24 protein-coding genes are annotated in these 25,945 nt (G+C 60.6%); 5 read left to right on the forward strand and 19 right to left on the reverse strand.

Annotation, left to right across the window (positions count from 1 at the left end):
* Positions 1–19: 19 nt before the first annotated feature.
* The 5 genes from AC07VU_RS17100 to rplM all read right to left on the reverse strand — a co-directional run bounded on the left by AC07VU_RS17100 (position 20) and on the right by rplM (position 3,698).
* Positions 20–802, reverse strand: coding sequence for a cytochrome c1 (locus AC07VU_RS17100; RefSeq protein ID WP_007928459.1), 783 nt, complete (start codon positions 800–802; stop codon positions 20–22).
* Complete coding sequence (locus AC07VU_RS17105) at positions 802–2,013, reverse strand: cytochrome b (RefSeq protein WP_007928456.1); 1,212 nt, start codon at positions 2,011–2,013, stop codon at positions 802–804. The genes AC07VU_RS17100 and AC07VU_RS17105 overlap by 1 nt, the downstream gene beginning before the upstream one ends.
* Positions 2,013–2,606: a ubiquinol-cytochrome c reductase iron-sulfur subunit gene (gene petA, locus AC07VU_RS17110; RefSeq protein WP_007928454.1), complete on the reverse strand. Its 594-nt coding sequence runs from the start codon at positions 2,604–2,606 to the stop codon at positions 2,013–2,015. Before petA ends, AC07VU_RS17105 begins: the two co-directional genes overlap by 1 nt.
* A 256-nt stretch (positions 2,607–2,862) precedes the next feature.
* The gene (rpsI, locus tag AC07VU_RS17115) at positions 2,863–3,255 is read right to left on the reverse strand and encodes a 30S ribosomal protein S9 (protein WP_003228056.1); all 393 of its coding nucleotides are present in this window, start codon (positions 3,253–3,255) and stop codon (positions 2,863–2,865) included.
* 14 nt (positions 3,256–3,269) lie between these two features.
* Complete coding sequence (gene rplM, locus AC07VU_RS17120; RefSeq protein ID WP_007928449.1) at positions 3,270–3,698, reverse strand: 50S ribosomal protein L13; 429 nt, start codon at positions 3,696–3,698, stop codon at positions 3,270–3,272.
* Positions 3,699–3,944: 246 nt separating this feature from the next.
* On the opposite strand from rplM, the gene AC07VU_RS17125 reads away from it, so the two are divergent.
* Positions 3,945–4,982, forward strand: a complete 1,038-nt coding sequence (locus AC07VU_RS17125; RefSeq protein ID WP_277589572.1) for an NADP(H)-dependent aldo-keto reductase — start codon at positions 3,945–3,947, stop codon at positions 4,980–4,982.
* Between the two features lie 54 nt (positions 4,983–5,036).
* Here the strand turns inward: AC07VU_RS17125 and AC07VU_RS17130 are convergent, their stop codons facing one another.
* A complete protein-coding gene (locus AC07VU_RS17130; protein WP_007928433.1) occupies positions 5,037–6,173 on the reverse strand; it encodes an acyl-CoA dehydrogenase family protein in 1,137 nt (378 codons plus the stop codon).
* Positions 6,174–6,417: 244 nt separating this feature from the next.
* On the opposite strand from AC07VU_RS17130, the gene AC07VU_RS17135 reads away from it, so the two are divergent.
* Positions 6,418–7,317, forward strand: coding sequence for a GlxA family transcriptional regulator (locus AC07VU_RS17135; protein ID WP_172963002.1), 900 nt, complete (start codon positions 6,418–6,420; stop codon positions 7,315–7,317).
* Between the two features lie 47 nt (positions 7,318–7,364).
* Here AC07VU_RS17135 and zapE read toward each other — a convergent pair whose 3' ends face one another.
* The 3 genes from zapE to AC07VU_RS17150 all read right to left on the reverse strand — a co-directional run bounded on the left by zapE (position 7,365) and on the right by AC07VU_RS17150 (position 10,556).
* Positions 7,365–8,459: a cell division protein ZapE gene (zapE, locus tag AC07VU_RS17140; RefSeq protein WP_007928431.1), complete on the reverse strand. Its 1,095-nt coding sequence runs from the start codon at positions 8,457–8,459 to the stop codon at positions 7,365–7,367.
* Positions 8,460–8,546: 87 nt separating this feature from the next.
* Positions 8,547–9,902 (reverse strand): tryptophan--tRNA ligase, encoded by a 1,356-nt coding sequence (locus tag AC07VU_RS17145; RefSeq protein WP_457274859.1) that lies wholly within the window; start codon positions 9,900–9,902, stop codon positions 8,547–8,549.
* A gap of 24 nt (positions 9,903–9,926) precedes the next feature.
* Positions 9,927–10,556, reverse strand: coding sequence for an alpha/beta hydrolase (locus AC07VU_RS17150; protein WP_277589573.1), 630 nt, complete (start codon positions 10,554–10,556; stop codon positions 9,927–9,929).
* Between the two features lie 144 nt (positions 10,557–10,700).
* Here AC07VU_RS17150 and AC07VU_RS17155 point away from each other — a divergent pair, with 144 nt between their 5' ends.
* Entirely contained in the window at positions 10,701–11,135 is a 435-nt protein-coding gene (locus tag AC07VU_RS17155; RefSeq protein ID WP_007928428.1) for a Z-ring associated ZapG family protein, read from the forward strand.
* 183 nt (positions 11,136–11,318) lie between these two features.
* Here the strand turns inward: AC07VU_RS17155 and AC07VU_RS17160 are convergent, their stop codons facing one another.
* The 5 genes from AC07VU_RS17160 to AC07VU_RS17180 all read right to left on the reverse strand — a co-directional run bounded on the left by AC07VU_RS17160 (position 11,319) and on the right by AC07VU_RS17180 (position 13,980).
* Positions 11,319–12,050 (reverse strand): YiaD family glycine zipper/OmpA-like lipoprotein, encoded by a 732-nt coding sequence (locus AC07VU_RS17160; protein WP_009045527.1) that lies wholly within the window; start codon positions 12,048–12,050, stop codon positions 11,319–11,321.
* A gap of 114 nt (positions 12,051–12,164) precedes the next feature.
* Entirely contained in the window at positions 12,165–12,809 is a 645-nt protein-coding gene (locus AC07VU_RS17165) for an MBL fold metallo-hydrolase (RefSeq protein WP_009045528.1), read from the reverse strand.
* 116 nt (positions 12,810–12,925) lie between these two features.
* Entirely contained in the window at positions 12,926–13,426 is a 501-nt protein-coding gene (locus tag AC07VU_RS17170) for a methylated-DNA--[protein]-cysteine S-methyltransferase (protein ID WP_009045529.1), read from the reverse strand.
* Positions 13,427–13,574: 148 nt separating this feature from the next.
* Positions 13,575–13,820 carry a hypothetical protein gene (locus tag AC07VU_RS17175; RefSeq protein ID WP_172963001.1) on the reverse strand — a complete coding sequence of 82 codons (246 nt, stop codon included), beginning with the start codon at positions 13,818–13,820 and terminating at the stop codon, positions 13,575–13,577.
* Positions 13,810–13,980 carry a hypothetical protein gene (locus tag AC07VU_RS17180; protein WP_495030179.1) on the reverse strand — a complete coding sequence of 57 codons (171 nt, stop codon included), beginning with the start codon at positions 13,978–13,980 and terminating at the stop codon, positions 13,810–13,812. Before AC07VU_RS17180 ends, AC07VU_RS17175 begins: the two co-directional genes overlap by 11 nt.
* A gap of 134 nt (positions 13,981–14,114) precedes the next feature.
* Between AC07VU_RS17180 and AC07VU_RS17185 the strand changes: the two genes are divergently transcribed.
* Both AC07VU_RS17185 and AC07VU_RS17190 read left to right on the forward strand, forming a co-directional pair.
* Entirely contained in the window at positions 14,115–14,798 is a 684-nt protein-coding gene (locus AC07VU_RS17185) for a response regulator transcription factor (protein WP_007928422.1), read from the forward strand.
* A complete protein-coding gene (locus AC07VU_RS17190; RefSeq protein WP_274304583.1) occupies positions 14,783–16,123 on the forward strand; it encodes a sensor histidine kinase in 1,341 nt (446 codons plus the stop codon). Before AC07VU_RS17185 ends, AC07VU_RS17190 begins: the two co-directional genes overlap by 16 nt.
* Before the next feature lie 8 nt (positions 16,124–16,131).
* Here AC07VU_RS17190 and AC07VU_RS17195 read toward each other — a convergent pair whose 3' ends face one another.
* The 5 genes from AC07VU_RS17195 to AC07VU_RS17215 all read right to left on the reverse strand — a co-directional run bounded on the left by AC07VU_RS17195 (position 16,132) and on the right by AC07VU_RS17215 (position 25,851).
* Positions 16,132–18,867, reverse strand: coding sequence for a winged helix-turn-helix domain-containing protein (locus tag AC07VU_RS17195; protein WP_495030180.1), 2,736 nt, complete (start codon positions 18,865–18,867; stop codon positions 16,132–16,134).
* A 325-nt stretch (positions 18,868–19,192) separates the two neighbouring features.
* Positions 19,193–20,557: a DUF1329 domain-containing protein gene (locus tag AC07VU_RS17200; protein WP_007928419.1), complete on the reverse strand. Its 1,365-nt coding sequence runs from the start codon at positions 20,555–20,557 to the stop codon at positions 19,193–19,195.
* A 28-nt stretch (positions 20,558–20,585) separates the two neighbouring features.
* Positions 20,586–22,475: a DUF1302 domain-containing protein gene (locus AC07VU_RS17205; RefSeq protein ID WP_007928418.1), complete on the reverse strand. Its 1,890-nt coding sequence runs from the start codon at positions 22,473–22,475 to the stop codon at positions 20,586–20,588.
* A 337-nt stretch (positions 22,476–22,812) separates the two neighbouring features.
* Complete coding sequence (locus tag AC07VU_RS17210; protein WP_053262578.1) at positions 22,813–24,495, reverse strand: fatty acid--CoA ligase; 1,683 nt, start codon at positions 24,493–24,495, stop codon at positions 22,813–22,815.
* A 255-nt stretch (positions 24,496–24,750) separates the two neighbouring features.
* Positions 24,751–25,851 (reverse strand): hypothetical protein, encoded by a 1,101-nt coding sequence (locus AC07VU_RS17215; protein WP_274304585.1) that lies wholly within the window; start codon positions 25,849–25,851, stop codon positions 24,751–24,753.
* Between the last annotated feature and the right edge of the window lie 94 nt (positions 25,852–25,945).

Raw genomic sequence — 25,945 nt, forward strand, 5'->3', positions numbered from 1 at the left:
GCAATGAATTACAGCTTTATCAATGAACGTCTTTCCAGTATTCGCGCTTGAGCAGATAGGCGAACACGAAGAAGAAGGCCAGATACAGTAACACATAGGTGCCGATACGTTGATGCTCCAGCTTGACCGGGTTGGCCGAGTAGGCCAGGAAGGTCACCAGGTTCTTGACCTTCTCGTCGAACTGCTCTTCGTTGAGCGTGCCGGTTTTCGGCAGCACGGTCAGTTGGTCGCAGGCTTCATGGGTCAAAGCGGTACCGGTCAGCGGATCGTATTGCTTCTTGCCGTCTTCGACGATCTGCACCTGTTTGCAGCCAACAACCTGGCGACCCTGCAGGCCGACCAGGACGTTAGGCATACCCACGTTCGGGAAGACCTTGTTGTTCACGCCCCATGGACGCGCAGGGTCTTCGTAGAAAGAGCGCAGGTAGCCATAGAGCCAGTCGGTACCACGCACACGAGCCACCAGGGTCAGGTCGGGCGGAGCCGCACCGAACCAGGTCTTGGCGTCAGCTGGCTGCATGCCGATGCTCATGTGATCGCCGATTTTCGCACCAGTGAACACCAGCTTGCTCATCATCAGATCGTGAGGAATCCCCAGATCGTCGGCAACGCGCTCATAGCGTTGGAACTTGGCGCTGTGGCAGCCCATGCAGTAGTTGGCGAATGTCCGTGCGCCATCCTGCATGGCGGCCTTGTCGGAGACGTCGATGTCGACTTTTTCCAGCTCGGGACCACCGTGTTCGGCCGCGAAGGACAGTACAGGCATAGCAGCAAGAATCAGTACAGCAAATAGCTTTTTCATCAGCCAGTCACCCTTTCCGGAACCGGTTTGGTCTTCTCGAGCCTGGTGTAGAACGGCATCAGAATGAAGTAGGCGAAGTACAGGAAGGTACATACCTGCGACAGCAGCGTGCGACCCGGTGTCGGTGCCAGAACGCCGAGGATCCCCAGGATCACGAACGAGATGCAGAACACCACCAGCCAGATCTTGCTCAGCCAACCCTTGTAGCGCATGGATTTGACCGGGCTGCGATCGAGCCATGGCAGCACGAACAACACGGCGATCGCCGCGCCCATCGCAATCACACCCAAGAGCTTGTCCGGAACCGCGCGCAGAATCGCGTAGAACGGGGTGAAGTACCAAACCGGGGCAATATGCTCAGGCGTCTTGAACGGGTTGGCCTGTTCGAAGTTCGGCTTCTCTAGGAAATAACCACCCATTTCCGGGAAGAAGAACACGATCGAGCAGAAGATGAACAGGAACACCACCACGCCGACGATGTCTTTCACGGTGTAGTACGGGTGGAAAGCGATGCCATCCAGCGGTACGCCGTTTTCGTCTTTGTGCTTCTTGATGTCCACGCCATCCGGGTTGTTCGAACCCACTTCGTGCAGCGCCAGGATGTGCAGCACTACCAGACCGAGAATCACGATTGGCAGGGCCACTACGTGCAAGGCGAAGAAGCGGTTCAGTGTAATACCGGAAATCAGGTAGTCACCACGAATCCACTGGGTCAGGTCGTTACCGATGACCGGGATCGCACCAAACAGCGAGATGATCACCTGGGCACCCCAGTAGGACATTTGCCCCCAAGGCAGCAGGTAGCCCATGAAGGCTTCGGCCATCAGCGCCAGGTAGATCAGCATGCCGAACAGCCACACCAGCTCACGCGGCTTCTGGTAAGAACCGTAGAGCAGGCCACGGAACATATGCAGATAGACCACGATGAAGAACGCCGAGGCGCCAGTGGAGTGCAACAGACGCAGGATCGAGCCGTACTCGACGTCGCGCATGATGTATTCGACGGAAGCGAAAGCCTCTTCCGCCGACGGGGTGTAGCTCATGGTCAGCCAGACACCGGTGACGATCTGGTTAACCAGAACCAGCAGAGCCAGGGAACCAAAGAAGTAGAAGAAGTTGAAGTTCTTCGGGGCGTAATACTTGCTGAGATGGTCTTCCCACATTTTGGTCGCGGGGAAGCGCGCATCAACCCAGTCCATGAACTTGCTCATCACGCTTTCTCCGTATCGACGCCGATGACAATAAGGTCGTCCGACTCATAGGAATGCGGGGGTACTGGCAGGTTCAAAGGCGCAGGTTGCGACTTGTAGACGCGGCCAGCCAGATCGTAGTGGGAACCGTGGCAAGGGCAGAAATAGCCACCTACCCAATCCTTGCCCAGATCCGCAGGCGCCACTTCAGGGCGGAAAGTCGGTGAGCAACCCAGGTGGGTGCAGATACCGATCAGTAGCAGAATCTCTGGCTTGATCGAACGCACTTCCGGGTCGACGTAGGTTGGTTGGACAGAGTTCTTGGAGTCGGGGTCGGACAGTTGACCCTCGATCTTTTTGAGATTCCCCAGGATTTCCTGTGTGCGGCGGACGATGAATACCGGCTGACCACGCCACTCAGCAATCATCTGCTGACCTGGGTCGATCTTGCTGATATTCACTTTCACCGGTGCCCCTGCGGCTTTCGCCTTGGCACTGGGAAACCATGACCCCACGAACGGGACCGCAGCCCCCACCGCTCCTGCAGCACCCACCACGGATGTGGCTGCTACAAGGAAGCGACGCCGGCCTGCATTCACGCCGTCATTGCTCATTCAGTCCTCTCCCATCAGCTTTGTGGCCTGTTAAATCAGGCATCTACTAAGTAAAAATCTGAACTTATAAAAATTTTGCCGAATGGTAATGAAAAGCCCCTACTCTGACAAGGTAATTACCAACTTGGCCCTGCCCCAAGCCCTGTAGTATAGGGGCTCTGCAGATGTGGCAAGTTGTCACAGCGCAAAATAATCGCCCATAAAAAAACGCCCAGCTCCGTAAGGAGACTGGGCGTTTTTTGAACGCGAAAGCGAATTAACGCTTCGAGTACTGCGGACGCTTACGCGCTTTACGCAGACCAACTTTCTTACGTTCAACTTCACGTGCGTCGCGGGTTACGAAACCGGCTTTACGCAGAGCGCTGCGCAGAGTTTCGTCGTAATCCATCAGAGCGCGAGTGATGCCGTGGCGGATTGCGCCAGCTTGGCCACTCACACCACCGCCGATAACGGTGACGTAGATGTCGAACTTCTCGACGGTCTCGGTCAGTTCCAGCGGCTGACGAACTACCATGCGGGCAGTTTCGCGGCCGAAGAAGTTATCCAGGGAGCGGTTGTTGATGGAGATGTTGCCAGTGCCCGGACGCAGGAAAACGCGTGCGGTTGCAGTCTTGCGACGGCCAGTGCCGTAATTTTGAGTCGCCGACATAATGAACTATTCCGTTAAATCTTCAGTTCTTGGGGCTGCTGAGCAGTATGAGGGTGTGCAGCGCCCGCATAGACTTTCAGCTTACGGTACATGTCGCGACCCAGCGGGTTCTTAGGCAGCATGCCTTTTACCGCGGTCTCGATCACGCGCTCAGGGGCTTTGGCGATCAGCTTTTCAAAGTTGATCGACTTGATGCCGCCCGGGAAACCGGAGTGGGAGTAGTACATTTTGTCAGTGGTTTTAGCGCCAGTAACACGTACTTGCTCAGCGTTGATCACGACGATGTAGTCACCGGTGTCGACGTGAGGGGTGTACTCAGGCTTGTGCTTGCCACGCAGACGGCTCGCGATTTCGGTGGCCAGACGACCCAGGGTCTGACCAGCAGCGTCGACGACAAACCAGTCGCGCTTAACTGTTTCCGGTTTAGCAGTAAAAGTTTTCATTCTTTATAGCCTCAGGGGCCGCCCTGTAAATTAGACGGCGGATCTTACTGAATAGTGCGTACTTTGACAAGTCAAAGGCAGCCGGATACAGACGCTATCGGGGGCTCGGGTCAGCGCGTCCGTTATACGGCAAGATTCTTCGGCAGGCGGCGCATCACTTCCACTGCAGAAAGAGCTGCGGAATTATGCAGATTGCGAAAAAAAATTCAACCTGCTTTTATGATTGTTTTGCCGAAGGAGCACCCGATGGACTATCGCCAGCTAGGCCGGACCGACCTGAACGTGAGTGCAATCTGCCTGGGAACCATGACCTGGGGCGAGCAAAACAGCGAGTCCGAGGCCTTCGCCCAGATCGAACGGGCCAAGGCTGCGGGGATCAATTTCATCGACACCGCGGAGATGTACCCGGTGCCGCCAAAGGCCGAAACCTACGCCACCACCGAGCGCTACATCGGTAACTGGTTCAAGGCTCGCGGCGATCGCGCCGACTGGATCCTGGCGAGCAAGATCGCTGGCCCCGGCAACACCATCGACTACATCCGCGACAACCAGCTCAAACACAACCGCAAGCACATAGTCCAAGCCGTGGATGCCAGCCTCAAGCGCCTGCAGACCGACTGGATCGACCTCTACCAGTTGCACTGGCCAGAGCGCAGCACCAACTTCTTCGGCCAACTGGGCTACAAGCACAAGGAAGAAGACTTCACCCCGCTGGAGGAAACCCTCAAAGCCCTGGATGAGCAAGTCAAGGCCGGCAAGATCCGCCACATTGGCCTGTCCAACGAAACGCCCTGGGGCACAATGAAGTTCCTGGCCCTCGCCGAGAGCCGCGGCTGGCCACGGGCGGTATCGATCCAGAACCCCTACAACCTGCTCAACCGCAGCTTTGAAGTGGGCCTGGCGGAAATCGCCATTCGCGAACAATGTGGATTGCTGGCCTATTCGCCACTGGCGTTCGGCTTCCTCTCCGGCAAATACGAAGGCGGCGCGCGCCCGGCCAAAGGCCGCCTGAGCCTGTACAGCCGCTTCAGCCGCTACTTCAACCCGCAATCGGAAGCGGCCTGCAGCCGCTATGTCGCCCTGGCCCGCGAGCACGGCCTGGATCCGGCGCAAATGGCCCTGGCATTCGTCACCCAGCAACCGTTCGTCACCAGCAACATTATTGGGGCGACCACCCTCGAACAACTGGACAGCAATATCGCCAGTCTCGAGCTGAAGCTGTCGAATGAGGTGCTGGCCGGCATCGAGGCGATCCACAAGGACCACCCGAATCCGGCGCCGTAACCCGCTCGTAGGAGCGAGCCTGCCTGGCTCGCTCCTACGCGCAACCCAATGCCGCTACAGGGAACGCGCAATGATTTCCTTCATGATCTCGTTGGTCCCGGCATAGATCCGCTGCACCCGCGCATCCGCCCAGGCCCGGGCCACCGGGTACTCCCACATGAAGCCGTAACCGCCGTGCAACTGCACGCATTCGTCGAGCACCTTGCATTGCAGGTCCGTGCCCCAGTACTTGGCCATGGCGGCGGTCGGTACATCGAGCTTGCCTTGCAGATGCAATTCCAGGCAGCGGTCGACGAAGACCCGGCCGATCTGGATCTCGGTGGCCATTTCCGCCAGTTTGAAGCGGGTGTTCTGGAAGTCGGCGATCGACTTGCCGAATGCCTTGCGCTCGCGGGTGTACTCCAGGGTCCACTGCAATGCCGCCTCGGCTGACGCCAGACCGCCTACCGCCACCGTCAAACGCTCCTGCGGCAACTCCTGCATCAGGTAGGCAAAGCCCATTCCGGCCTGCCCCAGCAGGTTTTCCTTGGGCACACGGACGTCCTGGAAGAAAAGTTCGGAAGTGTCCTGGGCCTTCATACCGACCTTTTCCAGGCGTTTGCCCTTGGAGAAACCGGGCGTATCCGCCTCCACCAGGAACAGGCTGGTGCCCTTGGCGCCGGCCTTCGGATCGGTCTTGGCCACGACAATCACCAGATCGGCCAGATAACCGTTGGTGATAAAGGTCTTGGAGCCGTTAATCACATAGTCGTCACCGTCCAGCACCGCAGTGGTCTTGACCCCCTGCAGGTCGGAGCCGGCGCCCGGCTCGGTCATGGCGATGGCCGTGACCATCTCGCCGGACACCAGTTTCGGCAGGTACTTGTGCTTAAGCTCCTCGCTGCCGTAATGCAGGATGTAAGGCGCGACGATATCGGAATGCAGGGAGAAGCCGATACCGGTCAGACCAAGGCGCCCTACCTCCTCGATCACTACCGCGCTATAGAGAAAGTCAGCCCCCAGTCCGCCGTACTCCTCGGGGAGATGGGAGCAGAGCATTCCCGCCTCACCGGCCTTGTTCCACAAGGCGCGGTCGATGTAGCCCTGTTTTTCCCATTGCCCGTGGAATGGCACGGCCTCCTTTTCCAGGAAGGTACGTACGCTGTCACGAAAGAGTTCGTGCTCGGAGCTGAACAAGGTTCTGGGGATCATGGGGCCACCTGTCGTTATTGTTAGCCGGGATTGGCCCACAGAGCCTAAGCCCACGCGTACGACACAGGACACTGGACACATCCGACAAAAAATAAGACGATCCAGCCGTCTGGTGACCACTTTCCCCTATAAGAACAATTGAATTATGTCTAACCAAACCTCCACGCCCTTGCGGCGCGTCAGCATCCTGGCCATCGACCGGGTTTTCGCCTCCACCCTCATGCAAGCCAAGGATTTCTTCCATCTGGCCAGCCTGCGCTACGGCAAGCAGCTGGGCCAGGGCCTGACCCCGGCCTTCGAAACCCGCCTGGTCAGCCCCGATGGCAAACCGGTATGCAGCTTCAGCAACGTGATCATGCCGGTGGACGGCGGCCTGGAAGATACCGACGTGATCATCCTCCCGGCGTTCTGGGACGATTTCGAAACCCTCTGCCAACGTTATCCACAGATCCTGCCCTGGCTGCGCCAGCAACACGCCCGCGGCGCCGTGCTCTGCGGCGAGGCCACCGGGGTGTTCTGGCTGGCCGAAGCCGGGTTGCTCGACGGCAAGGAAGCCACCACTTACTGGCGTTTCTTCAATGCCTTCAGCGAGCGCTTCCCCAAGGTCCAGCTCAATCAAGACAAGCACCTGACCGACGCCGACAACCTGTATTGCGCCGGCGGCACCACTTCGGCCTGTGACCTGTACATCTATCTGATCGAGCGTTTCTGCGGCGCCAACGTGGCCCAGGCCGTGGCCCGCGACATTCTCTATGAAGTGCAGCGCAGCTATTCCCCGGGGCGTATCGGCTTTGGCGGCCAGAAGCTGCACCAGGACGTGATCATCCTGCAGATCCAGCACTGGCTCGAAGAGCATTTCGCCGACAAGTTTCGCTTCGAGGACGTGGCCCGCGAACATGGCATGAGCATTCGCAATTTCATGCGCCGCTTCCAGACCGCCACCGGCGACAAACCCCTGCATTACCTGCAGCGCCTGCGCATCGAAACCGCCAAGGGCCTGCTCTCGGGGACGCGCAAGAGCATCAAGACCATCAGCTACGAGGTCGGCTATGACGATGCGAGCTTCTTCGCCCGCCTGTTCCGCCAGCACACCGAGCTATCACCGAACCAGTACCGGCAGCAGTTTCACCAACAAGCCGCGTAAATGAAAAAGGGCCTGCAATGCAGGCCCTTCTTTTTATCCGGAAACCGTTAAGGCTTGTGCGCCCGCGAGAGGAACTCGTGGGACTGCATTTCCAGCAGACGGCTGAGGGTGCGCTGGAACTCGAAGGTCAGGCGGCCGCCGGTGTACAGATCCTTGAGCTCGACTTCAGCGGAAATGATCAGCTTGACGTTACGATCGTAGAACTCGTCGACCATGTTGATGAAGCGACGGGCGATATCGTCAGTAGCGACGCTCATCTGCTCGACACCGCTGACCAGCACGGCATGGAAGATCTTGCCCAGCTCGATGTAGTCGTTCTGGCTGCGTGGGCCATCGCACAGTTCGCGGAAGTCGAACCAGGCCACATCATCGCAGGTACGCAGGGCGCGGATTTCGCGGTTCTCGACGATCAGCACATCGTTTTCCACCGCCTGGGTGCATTCCGGCGTCAGCGCACGGAAGCTCTTGCGCAGGCTTTCGTGGGCCGCTTCGTCCAGCGGGAAGTGGAACAACTCGGCCTGCTCCAGGTGACGCAGACGGTAGTCGACGCCACTGTCGACGTTGACGATCTCGGTGTGCTGCTTGATCAGGGCAATGGCCGGCAGGAAACGCGCACGTTGCAGGCCGTCCTTGTACAAGCCGTCCGGTACGATGTTCGAGGTAGCCACCAGGGTCACGCCGTTCTTGAACAGCTCTTCCATCAGCGTGCCGAGGATCATCGCGTCGGTGATGTCGGAAACGAAGAATTCGTCGAAGCAGATCACCCGGGCTTCGTCGGCGAAACGCTTGGCGATGATGGTCAGCGGGTTCTTCTCGCCGCCCAGGGTCTTCATCTCTTCGTGCACACGCTTCATGAAGCGGTGGAAGTGAGTACGGACCTTCTGCTTGAACGGCAGGGCTTCAAAGAAGGTATCGACCAGATACGTCTTGCCACGCCCTACTCCGCCCCAGAAGTACAGGCCCTTGACCGGCACCTGGTCTTTCTTGCCAAACAGCTTGCCCAGCAGGCCCGGCTTGTTGTTCGACGCGGCGATCAGATCGTCGTACAAGCGCTGCAAATGACGCACGGCGGTTTCCTGCGCGGCGTCGTGGAAGAACTCCGGGCGTTTCAGATCAGCTTGATATCGTTCTAGGGGCGTCATAATTCGTTAGCAAGGCAACAAAAACGGGCCGTCACTGTAGCGACGGCCCTTGAGAATGGCAATCAGCCCTTGGTCGGGAGATTGCGATTAGTCCTGCACAGGCGCCAGGGCGACGCGCAGCGCCTCGATCGCCGCATCGCGGGCCGCCGTGTCGGCAAAGGCCGGGCTGTCGGCCACGCACTCGCCTTCCAGCCACACGCTGAAACCCAGCGCTTCACTGCGCAGATCCAGAGCCTGGCCGGATTGCAGTTGCTTGGTCACCGCACCTGCGGTCTTGCCGTCGGCGAAGTTGCGCGACAGCAACAGTTGCTCGCCATCGGCGGCCAGCAGGCGGAAGCGGAAGCTGCCGTCGTCTTCGCGGAAGCTGACGAAGCGCGCGGCCTTGGCCGCTTTCTTCTTGGTGGTCGCCGCCACTTGTACCTGATTGACGAACGAACGCAGGCCCACGGCCTCACGCAGCTCGTTGAGGAATGGCGTGGCCACGGCGCGGGCTTTCTTGGCACCGGCCTGGAGGATGTCTTCCAGGTCGGAAGGACGCTCGATCAACTGGTGATAACGCTCGCGCGCCTCGCCCAACTGGTTGTCCAGCAGCTGGAACAGACGATTCTTCGCCTCGCCCCAACCCAGGCCCTGCAGCAGCTCGCTGCGGAATTCGTCGGCCTGGGCCGGCGTCGCGAAAGCCTGGAACAGGGTGAACAGGTGCGCGCTGTCCGGGTCCTTGGCTTCGCCAGGAGCGCGGGAGTCGGTGACGATGCGCGAGATCGCGTCCTTCATGTCCTTGGCGCTGCTGAACAACGGGATGGTGTTGTCGTAGCTCTTGGACATCTTGCGGCCATCGAGGCCCGGCAAGGTGGCAACGCTTTCCTCGATCAGCGCCTCGGGCATGGTGAAGAATTCCTTGCCCTGGCCGAACAGGTGGTTGAAGCGCTGGCCGATATCGCGGGCCATTTCCACGTGCTGGATCTGGTCGCGACCGACCGGCACCTTGTGGGCGTTGAACATCAGGATGTCCGCGGCCATCAGAACCGGGTAGCTGTACAGGCCCATGGTGATGCCGGCGTCCGGGTCTTCACCGGTCTCGACGTTTTTATCCACCGAAGCCTTGTAGGCGTGAGCACGGTTGAGCAGGCCCTTGGCCGCCACGCAGGTCAGCAACCAGGTCAGTTCAGGGATTTCCGGGATGTCCGACTGGCGATAGAAAGTCACGCGCTCCACATCCAGGCCACCGGCCAGCCAGGTCGCGGCGATTTCCAGGCGCGAGCGCTGGATACGCAGCGGGTCATCGCACTTGATCAGCGCGTGATAGTCGGCCAGGAAGTAGAACGAGTCGGCATTGCTGTCGCGGCTGGCGAGGATCGCCGGGCGGATGGCGCCAGCGTAGTTGCCCAGGTGCGGCGTGCCGGTGGTGGTGATGCCGGTGAGGATGCGCGTACGAGTAGTCATGGGTAATCGCTTATCAGACTGCAATCAATTCGAGAGTCGTGGCAGCACCAGATCCTTGAGATCGGTGAGCTTGCCATGAAAAAAGTGTCCGCATTCTGCCACTTTCAGCAGCTCATGGGGGCGCTCAAGCGCGTCGGACCAGTCATAGACCAGCTGCGGATCGACCACTTCGTCGGTTTCCGGCTGGATCAGGGTCAGCGGGCAGTTCTGCGGCAGCAGGTCGCTATCGCGCAAACGCATCACGGCGGCAGCAACCATGAACAGGTGCTTGAGCGGCTCGCCGCGGACCTCCAGGCGCCCGCCGAGGCTGGCGGCGACGAAGCCGCCGAAGGAGAAGCCGAGCAGGGTCATCGGCAAGTCCGGGTGCTTGGCCCGCAGCCATTCGGCAGCCGCCTGCGCGTCGTCGACTTCACCGCTGCCCATGTCGTGGCTGCCTTCGCTGGCGCCGACACCACGGTAGTTGAAACGCAAGGTGATCAGGCCGGCGTCACGCGCCGTACGTTGCAGGGTCGAGACCACCTTGTTGAGCATGGTGCCGCCCTGCACCGGGTTCGGATGACAGATCAGCGCCACGCCACGGGCGTCGGCGACATCCAGATACAAGGCTTCCAGTTGGCCGACCGGGCCGGCAATCACTACGGGGGTTTCACGCATAAGCAAGGAAGGAACTCCGTGACCTCGAATCGGGTCGACTCGTCTAGCAAATTGTCTGTGCCAATCTATTGCGAGTGAATCGCGGTATACAGCGCAGGTTCGAGCCGTTAACGTAAAGCAAAGCCGTTTATAGAGGAAGGACTCGTGGAACACTCGCTCCTAGTTTGGTTGTTGCCGACTCTTGCCCTGATCGCGGGTGTCGCCATTGGATTTCTGGTCGCTCGCCTGCTGCCGAATGCCGCGCCTAACCGCACGCAACGTCAGCTGGATGATATTCAGGAACGTTTTGACAGCTATCAGAACGAAGTGGTCACCCACTTCAACAGCACCGCCACCCTGGTGAAAAAACTCACACAAAGCTATCAGGAAGTGCAGGACCACCTCGCCGAGGGCGCCAACCGCCTGGCCCTGGACGAGTTGACCCGCCAACGCCTGCTGGCCGCGCTGCACTCCGACTCGGTGCAGGCTCCACGGGAACGCCTGACGCCACCGCGCGACCAGGAACCGCCACGGGACTACGCGCCAAAGACGCCTAACGCGCCTGGCATGCTCGACGAGCATTATGGTCTGAAGAAGTAATCAGGCTTCGCGTCCAGTAAAAAGCCCCCGGACAATTCGGTTGTCCGGGGGCTTTTTTGTATCTGGTGATTTGATAGCGGCTGATCGGACCTCTTCGCGGGCAAGCCTGCGAAGAGGCCGGCAAAGGCCACACACAAAAATGCCCGATCACAGGATCGGGCATTTCTTCATTCAAACGATCAGTTACGGATACTGCTGAACCGTACCCGGCTGTTGCTGCTGACCACCATACTGCTGGCCAGGAATCGCCTTGAGGTTCACTTCCACTCGACGGTTCTGCGCACGACCATTGACGTCGCCGTTACTGGCGATCGGGTTATCCGGGCCAGCGCCACGGGCCGACAGGTTGGCACCGCTGACACCTTGCGAGGTCAGGTAGGTCGCCACGCTCTGTGCGCGACGCTGGGACAGGTCCATGTTGTGCTGGCGGCTGCCGGTGCTGTCGGTGTAGCCGACGATTTCGATCTGGTTCTGGTTGAACTCCTTGAGGGAGTTGGCCAGGTTGTTCAGCGGCTGATAGAAGCTTGGGGCGATGTTCGCCGAATCGGTGGCGAAGGTGATGTTGCCCGGCATGATCAGTTTGATCTGATCGCCCTGGCGCTGCACTTCGACCCCGGTATTGGCCATGCTGGCACGCAGTTTCTTTTCCTGCTGGTCGGCGTAGTAACCGTAGCCGGCGGCGGAAGCACCGACTACCGCGGCGCCGATCAGCGCGCCCTTGCCACGGTTGTTGTGGTCGATGGCGGCACCGGCCAGCGCACCGGCCAAGGCACCCAGGCCACCGTATTTTGCAGTTTTGCTCATGCCCGTGGAGCCGTCGGCCTGCCCCTGATTGTCATAGGGGTTAGGCGAAGCACAGCCGGACAACAAGGCCACAGCGGTAGCAACAACGATCAAACGACGCGAGGTGAACATGGAGAAGCTCCTACTTTTTTCATTCTGTGATGCAGCGGACGTTGGCAACAGACCTTTGCAGGCGTTTGAACACGGCCAATGACAAAAATTCCGTGAAACTTTTGACAGCAAAGGTCAGGCCCTGACAAAGGGATTTTCACGCATTTCATCGCCCAGGCGGGTGTCCGGACCATGCCCGGCCACCACAGTCGCGTCTTCGTCGAGGGTGTACAGACGCTGCTTGATCGAACGCACGATGGTGGCCTGGTCGCCCCCCCACAGATCCGTGCGCCCTACCCCGCGCTTGAACAACGTGTCGCCGGCAATCAGCAGCTTAGCCTCTGCGAACCAGAAGCTCATGGAACCTGGGGTATGTCCCGGCGTATGCAGGGCCACGCCGCAACCGCAGGCCAGTTCTTCGTCGTCCGCCAGCCAGCGATCCGGTGCCGGTACCGGCGTGTAAGGCACGCCGAACATGCTGCACTGCATCTCCAGGTTGTCCCAGAGGAACTGATCCTCCTTGTGCAGGTGCAGGGTTGCGCCGGTTTTTTCCTTCATCTGTCCGGAGGCCAGGAAGTGATCCAGGTGCGCATGGGTATGAATGATGCTCACCACCTTCAGCCCCAGCGCGTCGAGCCGCGCCATGATCAGGTCGGGATTGCCGCCCGGGTCGACGACTATGGCCTTCTTTGTAACAGGGTCGCCAATGATCGTGCAGTTGCACTGCAAGGGACCGACGGGGAAGGTTTCGCGAATAAGAGCAGGCTTGGCGGCTTCCATGGGATGTTCCTGAAGAAATCGATAGGCCATTCTCGCACAGCTTGCAGCCGCTGCTTTGCCGCGCAATGCAGACAACGACAACTGCCGCCACGCCCCGGGGCGGCAATCATTCACAGTCAAAACGCCAACTGCAGGGTTTCCTCGCCTTCCAACGCCAGCAGAAACTGCTTGGCCTGCAGGCCGCCGGCAAAACCGGTGAGGCTGCCCGAGGCGCCGATCACCCGGTGGCAAGGCGCGATGATCGAGATCGGGTTCCGGCCATTGGCCGCACCGACTGCGCGCACGGCCTTGGGACTGCCCACCTGCGCGGCAATCTGGCTGTAGCTGCGGGTTTCACCGAAAGGAATGGTCAGCAGCGCCTGCCAGACCTTGCGCTGGAACTCGGTGCCGACAAAGTCCAGTTCCAGTTCGAAGCGATCGCGGCTGCCGGCAAAGTACTCCTTGAGCTGGCGCTCGGTTTCCAGCAAGACCGGATGATCGTCGGCAGGCTGCAACGGGCCGAGACGCACCCGGTTTTCGCGTTCGTTCTCCCAGAGAATCGCGGCGAGCTTCGTGCCTCTGGCAACCAGGGTCAGTTGACCGACGGGCGAGTTGATCAATTTGAATACGCAAGACATGGCAAGCCTCCTTTATCTTCCAGGGAGATCAGGCCCGGACCTGGCCTTCATCTCGGTACGCCTGCACTGTAGATCGACATTCAAGCGCAAGAACTACGTTTCTTGCGCTTGAACTCAGTGCCGGATTTTCCTGGGGCCGCTACATCGGCTACTCATCCTCTTCGATCAGATAACAATTGTCACTGCTGCTGCGCCGGCCGTGGGGATCGACGATAAAAGCCCCGCGCCCGTTGCCGCACTCCAGCAGATGCACCGGCGACAGCTCACGCTGTTGATCGATACGCGCATTGAGCCGGACGATATAGGTGCCCAGCGCAAGCGCCACGCAAAGAATCAGCAACAGGCACAACACCAACTGGTCGGTGTAACCCGCGCAGGTCTTTTCAGAAGGCATAGGCAATAGAGCCCGATCCTGCTGCCAGCCCGCCCCCATTCCCGGTCAAGAACCCTGACAGCGGCCCACCCCGCCCAGGCGCGCCACACAAGGCACAGGCCATCAGGCCGATGACAATCAAGACCAGCAGAATGCCTTTGACGACGGGAGACAGGTTCATGGTGGCGCTCTCTTGGTGTAAAAGCCGCCACCCTAGAGCCCGGCGGGTTAACGCCAGGTAAACATCGGTAAAAAACGCGCCGGCTCCGTTATCCTCTGGGCCACTGAGCGACACAGGTCCAAGGGGACGTTCCCGTGCATATCCACCTGCTGCTGGTCGAGGACAACCTCGACCTGGCCAACACCGTCATCGAATACCTGGAGATCAGCGGGATCGTCTGCGATCACGCCAGTAATGGCCAGACCGGCCTGAACCTGGCGCTGAGCCAACACTATGATGTGATCCTGCTGGACATCATGCTGCCGCGCCTGGACGGCCAACAGCTGTGCAAACAGCTGCGCGAACAGGGCAAACAGACACCGATCCTGATGCTTACCTCGCTGGATGCCCTGCCGGACAAGCTCGCCAGCTTTGCCATGGGCGCCGACGATTACCTGGTCAAGCCCTTCGAACTGGCCGAACTGGTGGCCAGGATCCGCGCCCTGAGCCTGCGGCGCAGCGGCCAGGCCAGCCGCCTGCAAGTGGCCGACCTGACCATGGATCTGTCCACCCGCAAGGTCAGCCGCGCCGGACAGGAACTGCACCTGTCGCCCACCTGCTGGACCCTGCTGGAATGCCTGATGCGTGCCAGTCCCGAGCCGGTGGGGCGCGAACGTCTCGAGGCAACGGTCTGGGGCGACGAGCCGCCGGACAGCAACACCCTCAAGGTGCACATGCACCGCTTGCGCAAGGCGGTGGACAAGGATTTCAGCCAAACGCTGATCCACACTATTTCTGGCGTCGGTGTGCAGTTGAGGACCCCATGCGTAAAGGGCTGAGTCTGAAATGGGTGATCAGCGGCAGTTTCCTGCTGTTGATCGCCGTGGTGCTGCTGATCTACAGCCAGCTGCTATCGAGCTATAGCATCCGAGGCCTGCTCTATACCGCCAGCGCCATGATGGAAGAAGAAGCCCTGTATTTCGTCAGGCACTACAAGAAAGACCCAAGCCTTGCCCCGCCGCAGAACTACTTCTTCAGCAGCGTTATCGGCAAGGAAGCGCTGCCGCCGAAAATTCGCCAGTTACTGGATACGCCGCCAACTCTGTCCTTCGGCGCCGTGCAGGTGTTCGGTGAACTGGACGCCGATGGACAGGATGAAGTCAAGGCGATCCTGGCCCAGCCCCTGGGTGACGGCAAAATCCTCTACATGTTCGATGTCGACCACGACCATGAAGAAGGTGGCGAGGTCGAGACCCCGTTGTCGGATGCCTATCTCGATCACGAACTGAACAGCATTAATGTCATCAGTCTGGCGGTATTCATCCCGGCACTGATCATCATCGCCCTGCTGGTCTGGTGGCTGGTGCGCCCTCTCGGCCGGCTGGCCCAGTGGTCCACCACCCTGAAAGATCCGGAGGAAGTGTCCAGCCAACGCCCGAATTTCCGCTTCAAGGAGTTCAATGTCCTGGCCGACTCCCTGGCCCAGAGCGTGCAGCAGGTGCAGGCCGCCAGCCAGCGCGAAGGGCGCCTGCTGCGCTACACCAGCCATGAGTTACGCACGCCGCTGGCGGTGCTCAAGGCCAACCTGGAACTGCTGACCCTGCAGGCCGGGGGCTCCCTGCCCCTGCCTCTGCAACGTATCGAACGCTCAGTGCTGAACATGCAGCGCATTGCCGAGACGCTACTGTGGATGAGCCGCGAGCGCGTTGAACCCTTGCCGGAAGAAGCCATCGACATGGCCGAGTTGTTCAACGAATTGATCCAGGAGCATCGCTACCTGATCGGCAAGCGGGATATCGAACTGATCCTCGACATCAGCAACGAGCCTTGTCGCCTGCCCCTGACCGCCTGCCGAATCGTGGTTGGTAACTTTCTGCGCAATGCCCTGCAATATGCTGAAGAAGGCAGCATCGAAATCACCTTCGAACAGCTGCAACTGCGCATCGTCAACCGTATCCGTGATACCAGCCAGTCAGAAGAATCCAGCGACTTCGGCTACGGCCTGGGCCTGGAGCTGATGCGCCAGTTGTGCGCCAGGCTGGGCTGGCACATCCAGGTCCTCACTGAACAACAGCGCTTCACCGTGACCCTGGACTTCAACACCGCAGAGCCCCCTGCTTCGCCCCAGGAGCGAGCCGAGGACGATACCTGCAAGATCAGCTGAGCGCTCAATCAGCCCAGTAACCCCAACTCCTGGGCCCGGGCCACGGCCTGGGTGCGACGCTCCACCCCTAGCTTGCTGTTGATATGGCTGGCATGGGTCTTCACGGTGTGCAGCGAGATAAACAACTGATCGCTGATTTCCTGGTTGGAACAGCCCTGGGCGATCAGTTGCAGCACCGCCAGCTCACGGGAGCTGAGGGCTTCGCCGTGATGCTGCTCCAGGGAATCACGTGCCAAGGCGGCCGGCAGGCGTTCGAGCAAGGTCTGGCGCAATGGCGTCGCCGCCCCCTGCTGAAGTTGCTCGCGAACCCAGGCCGGATGCGCCCGCACCGCCCATTCGAAGGGTTGCAATGCCCCGCCCACGGCAGCCTCCAGCGCCAGGGCAAAGGCCTGTCGGGCCTCGGGGTCGCGCCCCTGGGCCAGCAACAGCGCGACCTTCTGATTCAGCGCCATCACATTGAGCATCTGCCGCCCGGTCTGCCGGCCATGCTCCAGCAGTTTGTCCAGGCGCTGCTCGGCCAGGGCCGGCTCGCCCTGGATGCTATCGAGCAAGGCTTGCTGCAACTCGATATGCAGCGGCAGCTGTGGATGAAATTCCGGTGCCGCTGCGGCCTGGTCGCCGGTGTAGGTCTGCCCCAGGCGAGCCAGCCATGCCTGCGCCAGGTCGGTGCGGCCCTGGGCCAGCCAGAGTTCGCATTTGACCAGGGTGATCATCGCCAGGTAGTAGATCGGCGGTACGTCCCAGATGTGCATCAGGCGTTCAGCCTCGGCCAGCTCGGCAAAGGCCTTGGCAAATTCACCGTTGTGACCTTCCAGGTTGGCGATCACGCAATGGCCGATCAGCACGCTGATATCGCGACAGGCCCGCGCCTCGACCAGTCCCGCCCGCAGGCGCGCCAGTCCGGTCTCGGGCTGGCAGCGCAACGCCAGCAGGTAACCCTCATACAACGTCAGCCGCGCCCGCACCGCGTACAGGCGTTGCGCGGACAGGCCATACAAGCGCTGCAAGCCCTGGCGGACTTCATCCAGCGCCCGCAGGATCTCGCCGCGGGCTTGCAGCACCCGGGCCCGGTCGTAATGGGCCAGGGCCTCGAACAAGGGGTTGCCGACCCGCTGCGCCAGTTCCAGGGACTCGCGGTTAAGCCCCCGGGCACGCCACAGGTCGCCATCGGCGATCGCCAGGTTGGACAGGGTCGACAGACACACCAGCCGCTGCCCGTAACGTTTCTGCGGCAAGGTTTCCAGGGCTTCGGTGCAATACAGCAGGGTCAGCTCGCGATTCCCTCGTCCGCGGGCGACGATCCCGCTCAAGGCCAGCCATTGCGCCAGCATGGATTTCTGCGCGGTGGCCGAGGGGGCCGGCAGGAAGCGGCTCAAATGGCTGGCCAGCTCCTCGGCGGCGTCCAGCTGGCACGCCAGCCCCAGCGCCCAGCTGTACAGCACGATCAGCCGCGGGGTGCTGATCAGCAGGCTGTCGGGCAAGTCCATTTTCCAGCGCAGCAGCATGCCGACGTTCTGCTCGGCCAGCAGTTGTTCCTCGGACAGGTTCTGTACCAGGTTCGCCGCCACGTCCAGGTGCCCGGCGCGCAACGCCTGCTCCACCGCTTCATCCAGCAGCCCCTGGGCGTTGAACCAGCGACAGGCCCGCAGGTGCAGGCTGGCCGGCGGCAATATCGCGTTGGCGGTGGGCCGGGTGCGCAGCAGGTCGGAGAACAGGTGGTGATAACGGTACCAGTGCCCCTGCTCGTCCAGCGGCACCAGGAATACCTGGTGGGCCAACAGGTAACGCAGGATCTCGGCACTGTCGTGGGACTCGCGCAATGCATCGCACAGGTCGCTGCAGAAACGTTCCTGGGGCGCCGTGTCGTAGAGGAACGACTGCACTTCGGCAGGCAGGCAATCGATGACTTCTTCCAGCAGATAATCGCGAATCAGACCTTCGCCGCCATTCAGCGACTGCGGCAAGGTTGCGCCACTGCCCGCCTCCGAGGCCGCCAACAGCCAGAAGCGCAGCCCCGCCACCCAGCCTTCGCTGCGCAGGATCAAGTTTTCCAGCGCCTCGCCGCGCAGCGAACTGCTGTGCCGGTCGAGCAGGGTCAGGGATTCGTCGTAAGTCAGGCGCAGGTCCTGTTCGTGCAGTTCCAGCAACTGCCGCGACAGGCGCAGACGCGCCAGGTGCCAGTCCGGGCGCTGGCGGCTGGTTACCAGCACCAGCAAGCCGTCGGGCAAATGATTGAGGAAGAACTGCAGGCAGCGATCGAGCACCGGCCCCTGGGCCAGGTGGTAATCGTCCAGTACCAGCAACAAGGGAGAAGCAGTGGAAAGATGGGCCGCCAACTCATCGAGCAGCCCGTCCAGCCACTCTTCGAAGGCGAAGGGCTGGTGGCGCTGGCGCATCTTCAGCAGCCCGAGGGATTGGTTGCCCAGTTGGGCGAAATATTGTTGCAGCCCCTCAAGCAGGCGTTCAAGAAAACGTCCCGGATCGCTGTCCCGGCGACTGAGCCCCAGCCACAGGCTGCGCCAGTGCGGCGGCAGGCTTTGGCAGAACTCCACCGCCAGAGAACTCTTGCCAAAACCGGCCGGTGCGCTGACCAACAGCAGCCGGCCATTGAGGCCCGCGCTCAAGCGCTCGCACAGACGCGGCCGCAGTACGTAGCCGTCGGGCAAGGGAGGTCGGTAGAAGCGCCCTTCCGGCGCGGGAATGGCCGCACCGGCAGGCCCCTGGATACGGGACAGATCAGTCATGGCCAACTCTTATTGAAGTGCTGTTGTCGGCAATACAGATGTCGGCAGACTAGCGGTAAAAAGCCCCCTGTTGAAGATTTTTGCTACAGATGGATAGAAAAAGAATACAACCGGGTTTTTCAGCGTTCCCCGCGTACCAGTAGGAGCGAGCTTGCTCGCGATAAGGGCAGCGCGGTTTTACCGGGAGGTGGCATCGTCTGGAGTATTTTTCGCGAGCAAGCTCGCTCCAGAGGCCACCCCGGGTCTTGTAGAAAAACGCAGACAATAAAAAACGCCCCGAACCAGTCGGGGCGTCGATCGAGGATGCGCCTCGATTTACCGCGGGTTAACGAACGCCATCCTGGCGCAGGGCCGCCGGAGTGAAGTCGCTGGTGGTGGCAGTGAAGCCGAAGTCGTAGGCCGATTTCTCTTCGTTCTTCATGCCCAGTGCCAGATAACGGCCGGACTGCAGGTCGTAGAGGGTTTCCAGGGCGTACCACGGCACTTGCTTGTCGTAATAGTTCTCGGCATGCGCCTCGGCCACGCGCCACAGCTGGCCACGACCGTCGTAGTGGTCGATCACTGCGGCCTGCCAGGTGTCTTCATCGATGTAGAAGTCACGCTTGGCGTAGATATGGCGCTGACCTTCCTTCAGGGTCGCGACCACGTGCCAGACACGGCGCAGCTCGTAGCGAGCCAAGTCCTGGTTGATGTGGCCGGCCTTGATGATCTCGGCGTACTTCAGCTGCGGCGAGTCGAGCTTGTAGCTGTTGGAGGCGATGTACATCTCCTTCTTGCCTTCCAGCTTCCAGTCGTAACGGTCCGGCGCACCGTTGTACATGTCGAGGTTGTCGGAGGTACGCAGGCCGTCGGCGGCGGTACCCGGACCGTCATACGACACTTGCGGGGCGCGACGCACACGACGCTGGCCAGCGTTGTAGACCCACGCCGAACGCGGCTCCTTCACCTGGTCGAGGGTTTCGTGCACCAGCAGCACACCACCGGCCAGACGCGCCGGCGCGGTCACTTTCTGCTTGAAGTAGAACAGGATGTTGCCCGGGTTGGCCGGATCGTAGTCCTTCATCTTGTCGCGGAACACGAACTGGTCCTGGAAGTACACCAGGCTGAACGAGCCGTTGGCCTGTGGCGTCGCCTGGGTCACCAGGCGGGTCACGCTGCCGCCGCGATAGCGGGTGATGTGGTTCCAGATGACTTCCACGCCGCTTTTCGGAATCGGGAAAGGAATGGCGGTCTTGAAGTTTTCCAGGCCGTTGCCGCCGCTGACCAGGTTGGTCTTGGTGGCGTTTTCCTTGATCGCGGCGAACACATCGGCTGGCACCGTAGCGCCGCGATGGGAAGGATAGACCGGCATCTTGTAGGTTTCCGGGTAGCGCTTGAACATCGCGTACTGCCCTGGCGCCAGCTTGTCCTTGTACTGCTCGACGTTCTGCGCGGTGATGGTGAACTGCGGCTGCTCGCTGGCGTACGGGTTGGACAGGAAACCCTTGCCATCCACACTGCCGGCGTTGGTCGGCAAGGCTTTCCAGGCCGGAATGGTGCCGGCTGAGTTACCGGCCATTTCCGCGCCCATCGGCGTCAGGGAGGTACCCAGCTTGGCCGCTTCATCGGCCGAGACCGCGGCCATGACCCCGGTCGCCAGCAGCGACAGCCCGAGGACACCGACCTGCAACAGACTCTTGGTTACTTTCATATTCTTGTTCTTCCTGAAAATTCAGTGCTTAGAAGTTCACGCCGAAACTGAGGGCCACGAAGTCACGGTCATCCACGGTGGTGTACTTGCCGTCGAAGAAATTGGTGTACGCCAGGCTCGCGGTGTAGGTGTTCTGGTACTCGGCATCCACGCCCAGGCTGATGGCCTTGCGACCTTCCTCGAAGTTGCCGCCAGGGCCAGGCGAGTAACCGCTGACGTCATGGGACCAGGCCACGTTCGGCTTGAGGTTCACACCGGCGAACACGTCGTTGTATTCCCAGATTGCACGACCGCGATAACCCCAGGAAGTCGAGGTGGTGAAGCCGTCGTCGTTACAGTTGCGGCTGCGATTGTTGGTCGCCGCGCCTGGGCCCGCGCCGTTGATGGTGCTGGTATTGAGGATCTGCGAGCAGGTGTCCAGGCTGCCGGTGGCAGGCAGTTCGCCCGGGCCATAGACCGGATCGCGGCCGTAACGAACCTTGGAGGTGCTTTCCAGGCCGCCCACGTAGGTCAGGCCGACTTCACCAACCAGGGTCAGGCGGCTCGCGCCCATGACCTGATCGAAGAAGTGGGTGAAGGTGGTCTGCAGCTGGGTGATCTCTTTACGGCGATAGCCGTGCAAGTCCTGACCCGGGGAGCCGTCGAGCAACGAGGCATTGGCCAGGGTGCCGCCCAGGGGGCGAACACCGGCGAACAGGATATCGGTGGAGTTCAGCTGCACCGGAGCGTTCGGGCGATAGCTGATCTCACCGCTCCATGCGGTACCGGTAGGCAAGGTGGTGGAGAAGCTCAGACCGTAGAGGCGGATGTCCTCAGGGTACTCGACGAAGTACTCGGAGCTGCCCGCCACCACCAGTGGGCCCAGGGCGCGGAACGCTGGAGGCAAGGCCGCGACACGGTCGAAGACCGACTGCGGAGCACCGGTGGCGCTGAAGATCGGCGCACGGCTGTGGTAGTTCATGAAGTACGCGCCGAACTCGGTGTCGAGCGGCTCGTACATGTACTTGAAGGACACGCCCCACTGCCCGCTGTCCCGTGCATCGCGGTCCGGGCCACGACGCACCAGCACGCCTTCCTGATTGACGTCGACGCCCGCGGCGGCCAGTGGCCCAAGGGCAATCGACGGAATGGTCGAGCGCTTGTTCAACACCCGCAGATTGTCGCTGCAACCGTCGGCGATGATGTCCGGCTGGGAGAAGAAGGTGCCGCAGTTGTCGACGACGGTCTGGTCCCACTCCAGCTGATAGAAGGCTTCGGCCGAGAGGTTATCGGTCAGGCTCTGGGAGACGTAGAACATGTTGACCGGGATCAGGCCTTCCTTGATCTCCGCGCCAGGACGGCGGAAAGCCGATACGTCGATCGGGTTGATCGAGTTGATACCGCCGCCGATGAAGGTACTTTCACCCCAGCTCACCACTTGCTTGCCCAGGCGCACGGAACCCGGCTGCTCGGCGATCGAATAGTTGTGGTAGATGAAGGCGTCGAGGATCTGCCCGCCGGAGGACTTGGCGCCTTCCTTGCGGTTGCTGTCGCTGATGTCCTTGAACTCGCGGCTTTCGTCCTTGAGTTCGAAGTCATACCAGTACTTGCCACGGACGAAGACGCCGGTGTCGCCGTATTTCAGTTCAAGGTCATGGATGCCCTTGAAGATCTTGGAAAAGGTTTCGCCACTTTTGAAGTTAGCGTGGCCATCGTCGGAGGTCTGGGACAGGCCATGACCGCCGTTGTTGACACCAATCAGATTCTTGTTGGGGCTCTGGGTAGACCAGCTCGCACCCAGCGATAGAGAAGAGTCGAACTGACCTTCGATTTCACCGATGTTGAAACTGACGCCGAAGGCAGGTCCGGCGAGCGTAGAGGCGAGACTGACGGCCAGAGGCAGTTTCGCCCGGCGCCAGAACTGGTTTACTGATGTCATCGACGCTACTCCATGTGCTTTATTGTTATGGCAGTGAGCACTTTTAAAAACGCTCTGAACGGGCGGAACCCAGTCAGCTCCGAAGTCGTTCAAAGTTGCATCGCCCCATGTTGTGCGGTTGCCCCGTTCTTAAAAATCCTTGGGCGGACTATAGCCAGCAGGTGGTACGGCTTGATCCCTCTAAAGTGTGATTTGCAGCCTCCAACCACTCTGGAACGGTCCTTTCGCCAGTCCGGCAAATGCCGGCACGGCAAGGATGGCTGAAAATTCGGATTTGACAAGGCAAGCGCTTGCTTGGTGGGCTCTACCGTGCCCTTTCGGGCACGGTAGAGGGTGTTTATAGCGTCGAAAGAAAGGTGCTGTTGTTGGCCTGCCATTCGGTGATGTCGAGGCGGATGCGCTTCTTGTCGAGCTTGCCGACACTGGTCTTGGGAATTTCAGTAACAAGGGCGATCTGGCTGGGAATCGCCCACTTGCTCAAGTGCCCCTGTTCGACAAACGGCTTGAGATGTTCCTTGAGCTCCTTGGCCTCGATCGCATGCCCTTCACGGACCACCAGCAAGGCGAACGGGCGCTCGCCCCATTGCGGATCGGGGATCCCCACCACTGCTACTTCGCGTACCGCCGGGTGACGGCTGATCAGGTCTTCCAGGGCCAGGGACGATACCCACTCGCCTCCGGTCTTGATCACATCCTTGATCCGGTCGCGAATATCGATCACGCCCATGCCGTCGAGAGTCGCCACGTCGCCGGTGTGCAGCCAGCCGCCTTCCCACAGCTCTGCGCCCTTCTGCGGCTCATTGAAATAGCCTTCGGTCAACCAGGGCGCGCGCAGCACCAGCTCACCCTGGGTCTCGCCATCGGCCGGCAGGAAGTTGCCGTCGCCATCGACAATCGCCGCCTCCACCAGAGGTCCGGGCACGCCGGCCTTGATCCGGTAGGTAGTGCGCTCATCCTCGGTGCCCACCAGCAGTTCTTCGTTGAGGTGGGCGCAGGACACCAGCGGCCCGGTTTCCGACATGCCATAGGCCGCCGTCAGCTGAATGCCCTTGGCCTTGGAGGCCTCGTACAGCGCACGGTTGAGCGCGCTGCCGCCAATGACGATCTTCCAGCCGCCGAAATCGGTGCCCTGGGCCGCCTTGGCATTGAGCAGCATCTGCAAGATAGTCGGCACGCAATGGGAGAAGGTGACCTTCTCCTTGCGCCACAGCTCCACCAGAAGTTCCGGGTCGTAACGGCCGGGGTAGACCTGCTTGAGGCCGAGCATGGTCGCCACATAAGGCAGGCCCCAGGCATGCACATGGAACATCGGGGTAATGGGCATGTACACATCGCTGGTGCCCAGCAGGCGCACGCTGTCGATGCTGCCCATGATCACCGCCACGCCCATGGTGTGCAGCACCAGCTGGCGGTGGGTGAAGTACACGCCCTTCGGATTGCCGGTGGTGCCTGTGGTGTAGAAGGTGGTGGCCACCGAGTTTTCGTCGAAATCCTCGAAGGCGTACTGGGTGCTGGCAGCCGCCAGAAGCTGCTCGTATTCGCCCACCAGGTTGGGCAGGTCGGCGCTCTTGTCCGGGCCGTCGGTCAGCAGCAGGGTTTTCTCCACCGTGCTCAGTTGCCCGGCGATCGCCTGGTAGAGCCCGACAAACTCGCTGTTGACCAGCACGAAGCGGTCCTCGGCGTGATTCATGGTGTACAGGATCTGTTCCGGCGACAGACGCACGTTGATGGTATGGATCACCGCGCCGATCATCGGGATGGCGAACATGCACTCCAGATAGCGATGGCTGTCCCAGTCCATCACCGCCACGGTATCCCCGGCCTTGACCCCGGCAGCCGTCAACACGTTCGCCAGCCTGGCCACGCGCTCGATCAGGGTTGGGTAGCTGTAACGCAGCTTGTCCCGGTAGACGATTTCACGGGTCTTCTCGTAACGGGTGCCGGACATCAGCAGCCGCTTGATCAATAGCGGGTATTGGTAGGCGCCTTCGGCTGGCGGAATAACGCGAGTCTGCAACATAAGCATCCCTTTTCGTGACTGCACGGTCGTGGCTGAAGAACGCTCACTCTAGAGCGCCGCTGGCTCTGCCAAATCAGCCAAAGGAATGATTTGCAGAGCCGTACGAATGCTAGCTCCAAGCCAGCATTCGCGCGACCAGACATTCGCCATGGGAAGGCACATGCGTGAGCGTCAAGCCGTTTGCTCGACCACCCTGCGCGGGAATAGCTCGGCGCCCCGAATCAGCTCAAGGCGCCAGGCCCCATTACAGCCCCATCAGTTAGCCCCGGGTGTAGCCCCGTGCAGTTGCAAATGCTGTTGCAGGTAGCTGCGCAGACGTTTTTCCAAATCGCGGTTACGCGGTCTGGGCAACCCGGCCGGCCATTCGCCACGTGCCAGCGCGCGAATCGGCGCCTGCTGGCTCATGCCCCGGCGCTGGATCTGACGCAGCCCCTGATCCCACCAGACATGGCGGCAAGCCTCGACATAGGGCGAGATCGGGCCGCAGCTGCCATACAGCAAGTCGCGTCCGACTTTTTGCATGTCCTTGTTCTGCCGCCTCAAGTAGAACTTGATCCGCGAGCGCTGAAACAACGACGGCAAGGGTTTACGCCGTGGGACCTCGCGCTGCAGGCGCAGCAACTCCGGCCGGAAGGCTTCGCCATGGCGCTGGAAGAACAGCGCTTGCATGGCGTGGAAGAAATCCTTGTCGGAGAAGTAGTGATAGATGCAACTCTTGCTCTCGCCCACGGATTGACCGCGCAAGGCAAATGACAGGGCGATCTGTTCCAGGGTGTGCAGGTCCTTGATGTGGGCGCTCCATTCGTCAATCAAGGCAATCGAGGCTTGCATCAGCGGACCATCGCCGGCCGTCAGGCCACAAACCCCGCTGTTGAACAGGCGCTGGTCGTCGGCTACCGACTGACCGCTGGACTGCAGGTAGCGGTCGAGTTTGACGAACTCGGGGCGGGTGCGGACCTCGGACCAGAGAAACTCGTCTTCATCGATCAGGTACTGGCCGGGTGCGATGCGATCGAACAGCCGCTGCGGGTCGGCCTCGAACAAGGTGTCGGTATCGACAAACAGGGTCTTGTCCGCCAGCGCGAGGCCCGCGGCAAAGGCACAGGCCTTGCGCCGGTGGTAGTAGCCCTGGTCACCCTGCCACTCGACCAGCGTTTGCTCACTCAACGGCACCACTTGCACCGGCCAGCCGCGGTAATCCTCGGGACGGTCGGTCATGACCCGAATCACCAGCGGCTCGGCACTCTTGCTCTGGTCGAGGGCCGTCAGAATGCTGAATTTCGCTTCATGGCGATAAACCTCTTTGCCGCCATAAACCAGATAGAGCAACTGCTGCGGTACTTTTTGTATCGTCATCAAGCGTCCGGTCTCGCGCGCTCTCCGGACGGTCAAGGGGCTCGACCTGCCGGAGTGGCATAAAAGCGGACGATTGTACGATTAATCCCAATTA

Source organism: Pseudomonas sp. GW821-FHT02B10 (genome assembly GCF_059421865.1).

Bases quoted from the DNA above. Each gene is read 5' to 3' on its own strand.
- rplM (WP_007928449.1), bottom strand. From the start codon at position 3,698: ATGAAAACTTTTACTGCTAAACCGGAAACAGTTAAGCGCGACTGGTTT.
- AC07VU_RS17210 (WP_053262578.1), bottom strand. From the start codon at position 24,495: ATGTTGCAGACTCGCGTTATTCCGCCAGCCGAAGGCGCCTACCAATAC.
- AC07VU_RS17165 (WP_009045528.1), bottom strand. From the start codon at position 12,809: ATGGAAGCCGCCAAGCCTGCTCTTATTCGCGAAACCTTCCCCGTCGGT.
- AC07VU_RS17180 (WP_495030179.1), bottom strand. From the start codon at position 13,980: ATGAACCTGTCTCCCGTCGTCAAAGGCATTCTGCTGGTCTTGATTGTC.
- AC07VU_RS17200 (WP_007928419.1), bottom strand. From the start codon at position 20,557: ATGAAAGTAACCAAGAGTCTGTTGCAGGTCGGTGTCCTCGGGCTGTCG.
- AC07VU_RS17190 (WP_274304583.1), top strand. From the start codon at position 14,783: ATGCGTAAAGGGCTGAGTCTGAAATGGGTGATCAGCGGCAGTTTCCTG.
- AC07VU_RS17125 (WP_277589572.1), top strand. From the start codon at position 3,945: ATGGACTATCGCCAGCTAGGCCGGACCGACCTGAACGTGAGTGCAATC.
- AC07VU_RS17215 (WP_274304585.1), bottom strand. From the start codon at position 25,851: ATGACGATACAAAAAGTACCGCAGCAGTTGCTCTATCTGGTTTATGGC.
- AC07VU_RS17160 (WP_009045527.1), bottom strand. From the start codon at position 12,050: ATGTTCACCTCGCGTCGTTTGATCGTTGTTGCTACCGCTGTGGCCTTG.
- AC07VU_RS17170 (WP_009045529.1), bottom strand. From the start codon at position 13,426: ATGTCTTGCGTATTCAAATTGATCAACTCGCCCGTCGGTCAACTGACC.
- AC07VU_RS17105 (WP_007928456.1), bottom strand. From the start codon at position 2,013: ATGAGCAAGTTCATGGACTGGGTTGATGCGCGCTTCCCCGCGACCAAA.
- AC07VU_RS17205 (WP_007928418.1), bottom strand. From the start codon at position 22,475: ATGACATCAGTAAACCAGTTCTGGCGCCGGGCGAAACTGCCTCTGGCC.
- AC07VU_RS17175 (WP_172963001.1), bottom strand. From the start codon at position 13,820: ATGCCTTCTGAAAAGACCTGCGCGGGTTACACCGACCAGTTGGTGTTG.
- AC07VU_RS17195 (WP_495030180.1), bottom strand. From the start codon at position 18,867: ATGACTGATCTGTCCCGTATCCAGGGGCCTGCCGGTGCGGCCATTCCC.
- zapE (WP_007928431.1), bottom strand. From the start codon at position 8,459: ATGACGCCCCTAGAACGATATCAAGCTGATCTGAAACGCCCGGAGTTC.
- petA (WP_007928454.1), bottom strand. From the start codon at position 2,606: ATGAGCAATGACGGCGTGAATGCAGGCCGGCGTCGCTTCCTTGTAGCA.
- AC07VU_RS17100 (WP_007928459.1), bottom strand. From the start codon at position 802: ATGAAAAAGCTATTTGCTGTACTGATTCTTGCTGCTATGCCTGTACTG.
- AC07VU_RS17130 (WP_007928433.1), bottom strand. From the start codon at position 6,173: ATGATCCCCAGAACCTTGTTCAGCTCCGAGCACGAACTCTTTCGTGAC.
- AC07VU_RS17150 (WP_277589573.1), bottom strand. From the start codon at position 10,556: ATGCGTGAAACCCCCGTAGTGATTGCCGGCCCGGTCGGCCAACTGGAA.
- AC07VU_RS17145 (WP_457274859.1), bottom strand. From the start codon at position 9,902: ATGACTACTCGTACGCGCATCCTCACCGGCATCACCACCACCGGCACG.
- rpsI (WP_003228056.1), bottom strand. From the start codon at position 3,255: ATGTCGGCGACTCAAAATTACGGCACTGGCCGTCGCAAGACTGCAACC.